Genomic DNA, 3407 nt, shown 5'->3' with positions numbered 1-3407 from the left:
ATGTTCGATCGTGAGCGCTCGTACGCCAAATACTTCGCGCAACTCCGTCGCTTCGGCGTCAAACGCAGCCGGCCATCGTGCATCATACGCGACTACTTCAATGACCCGCGCCATCGATGTCTGGATTGATGTATAACGCCTTGCGTTCTGCTGCAGCGCATCCAACAAAATGCGGCCGGACGGGCGACGTGCGCCAGCACGGCGACCGCCTGCCGCACACCGCCTCGCGCTGACAGCAGCAACGTTTCGTTAGGCCACGTCGACGACGTTCTCGTGATGGTTTGGCCGAACCATCACCAGCGCGGATGGCGATCCCAGCCGAACTGCTGTGCCGCGAGCAGCACCAGAGTCGCTAGTATCGCGGTCGCAGCGCCAAGTATCGTAAGCGGCGCACTCGCAGGGAGCCGCGGGACCAGAACGCAGGCGATGGCTACACAACCCGCCGCGACACTAGTGACTCCAACCAACGTTTGGGTCTTCCAAGGATCGCCAAGGCTTCGACGCCGATGGTAGAGAACGGCGAGCCACGCGATCAGTCCGAACGCGCCCCCGAGATACGCGGGTACGATGACCGTCAACACCACACTTTCGACGGATGAACTCGCGTGGCGAACAACAGTCACCAAGGCGACGGCCAGCAAAACGATGACTGCTCGTGAGATTCGCATGAATAATTGACTGTGTCGAAAACCTTGAAGTTGCGACAAGATCTCGCGTGCCCAGCTCTGTAGAGCAAGCCCGGGGACGTTAGCCTAACACCTATTAACTCGACCGACATACCGCTGTCTAGCCGATCGAGCTCCAGCACCAACCTTACGATCCCACTCGGCTCGACACTCGGTAACCCGCATTTCAGGGGAGCGTTGCGCCTGGTCTCCTAGTGAATGCCTCCCGGCATACTCGCCCGATCGGCCAGCGCGCTCGCCGACACCTAGTATCAATCCCCGCACACTAGGCGCGAGAGACCGTACGTGGCGCTCATTCAGGAAACGGCGATTGGGTACGGGTTGAACTGCGAACGACTCTTATGCCCGTGCTATCAGTTCGCAGCACGATGTCGAAGAAGAGCGACGGTGGGCCGTCACTACGATTCGGGCGAGATAACCGCATCAGGATAACGATGGTGTCACCCAATGCTACCGGTCGCTGAACCATTGCAAATGTCGCTTCCTTCATCGACCCGTGGTGCTTGCCAACACTCTTGTCAGCATTGAGTTCATTCCGAGCCCTCCCCCACACGCGCATGGGCAGCCGTCCGTTGATCGTTGTCGCGTCGACAGGCGGGCAATCGGAGTGTAACACATCGTCGCGGCAGATGCGCTGGGTCAGCAGCTCAACGCGCTCATCCTTCGCAACGCTTCGAACGCTGCTCGTAATGGCGGCGACCTCCAGGTCAGGCGACAGCTTCGTACCATGAACGGCAACCTGTGCTCGGACAGATGGCGCCCACAAAAAGAGCAACACCATTACGCGAGCACACCCAATACACGAGAAACGATGCATCTAGCAACTCCCATCAAAGAGACGACTTACAAACCTACTTCGCTACCAGTCCTCCCAAGCGCCAGCCAAAGCCTCCCAACTGCGAGAATACTACCGTAGCCACGAATATCCCACGCGTGTAGCAATCATTGACCTTGAAGGCAGACCTATGACGTCTCGGCTCGATGTCGAGCCCCGAGCAGCGGACACCGTGATCTCCGCGCGAATCGCCCCAGCGCCAACACGACGCCGAACACCGTAGCCTCCGTTGATAGCCGGAACGGTGCTGCCTTCCGCCCGAACTGCCGAGACGCCGACCGACACGTAGTGCCCAGTCGCGCTCGTCGCACGAGCCATCGCCGATCCGAGGCGCAATAGGGAGTAATAGCCGACGGAAACTCCACTACCCGCTCCTTCGTGCTGCCGCCGCTCGAGAAATCCGAGTCGCAACTCACTAGTACGCCTGCGTCGACCGGAAACATATCCAAAGCGCAGCGTCACGGGAAACTCAGATCTAGCTCCCCGAGCGTTGTCGAATGCGACTGCTATGCCTTGGTCGACGCCAAATTCGGTTTTGCTCACGCTATCTCGCTGAGCAAGCAGCGTGGTCGAGCTGACGAGGCTGAGCAGGCACACTATGACGAGTCGCCGCATGATTCTGGGGTCTACGAGAGTGGACTGACGCCGCGAATAAGACCGGAATCGCGCCTCATCCGCGACGTCATGATAGCAGCCAACTACGAAACGACCGGTGGTGTTATAGCTCTTGTGACCCGCGATCACCTTTCGGCTATTTCTTTGCAACCACCGACCGGCTCGAAGCACCGCTCCAGTTATGCGACCACTTCTGTCGTAACACCAGTTGTTGATCCAGCGCTGGAGTTAGTCGTTGGTCAAGAATGTACTGGGTGTAACTGATCCTGCAGGTACGTCACGTACTCCTCCGATGTTCTTCCCCCAGCTGACCATGCGGACGCACGGCGTTGTAGTCGAGACACCAGTGCGATCACAATCAGTGGGCCTAACGCTGCGCTCTGCGGCGGGGCCTCATAACAGTGCGGCAGGCGAGCGCAGCGAGCCAGCCGCCCTCCTTAGCTCAGCCCCGTCCGCAGCAGCGATCGTTAGCGAGCGCGAACGCGGGACGCACGGCATCGATCGAAGCCTCTGTAGCACGCTACCGAATACGCAGGCCAATATTGGTGCTTCGAAGAACGATCGTGGAGCCCGCGACGCCCGCAATGGCCATCCCTCGCCCTGAGACAACGACCGACAGCTGCTGGATCGCCGGCGTGCTGTAGTCAGCGCGATATAGGAGCCCAGGGTGAAGGCTACGGCCGCTGCCGGCCGCGAGGCCGGGCCCCACGGCGACCGAAGCCGTTCCCAGCAATCCTACGCGTTCAAGACCGAGCACCGCAGCCGCATAGCCGAACCGCGGCATCAACGGCACACAACTCAAGTCTGCTCGCGGGCGGCATGTCAGATCACTACCGTTCACAAACGTCGTCCCAGCAACGAGCCCAGCGAGGAGTCCGTGCGGGGCTCGGCTACGGAGCGGCAGCGCGAGCATGAACTCTGCTGTGTAGTCCTCCCTCTCCTCGTAGTCACCGCCGGAACTGGTCCCAGCGCCCAGAGAGACTTGAACGAACGGAACACGCGCGGACTGCGCGTGGGTTTCGCGCGCGAGCCCGGCGACTGCAAGCACGAGCAATGCGAGTGCGGAAGCCCGCGGCATAGGATTCTGAGGTCAGTGGGAGAGTTCTTTGCAGCTCGTTGGAGCGTGCTCGCTAACGAAGCTGTAGGAAAAGTCCCGAAGCATGCCAATGTGGAAACGGAACTTGCTAGCACGCAACGGGTTGGTCCTGCATCGAATGTGGTGTCGGTTCGCCTCGCTGTCGAGATCCTGCCATGGCCCGCTACAAAGTGGT

Annotated in this window: 1 protein-coding gene; it reads right to left on the bottom strand. The window is 60.1% G+C overall.

Going from position 1 to position 3407, the window contains the following annotated elements; translation table 11 throughout:
- Positions 1-978: 978 nt before the first annotated feature.
- Positions 979-1503, bottom strand: coding sequence for a hypothetical protein (locus tag RMP10_RS08670; protein ID WP_310569942.1), 525 nt, complete (start codon positions 1501-1503; stop codon positions 979-981).
- Positions 1504-3407 lie beyond the last annotated feature (1904 nt).

Source organism: Gemmatimonas sp., assembly GCF_031426495.1.
In the GTDB taxonomy this organism is placed as follows: Bacteria; Gemmatimonadota; Gemmatimonadetes; order Gemmatimonadales; family Gemmatimonadaceae; genus Gemmatimonas.
This window is presented reverse-complemented; position numbering and strand designations above follow the sequence as displayed.

Excerpts from the sequence above, each read along its gene's own strand:
- RMP10_RS08670 (WP_310569942.1), bottom strand. The coding sequence starts at position 1,503 with ATGCATCGTTTCTCGTGTATTGGGTGTGCTCGCGTAATGGTGTTGCTC.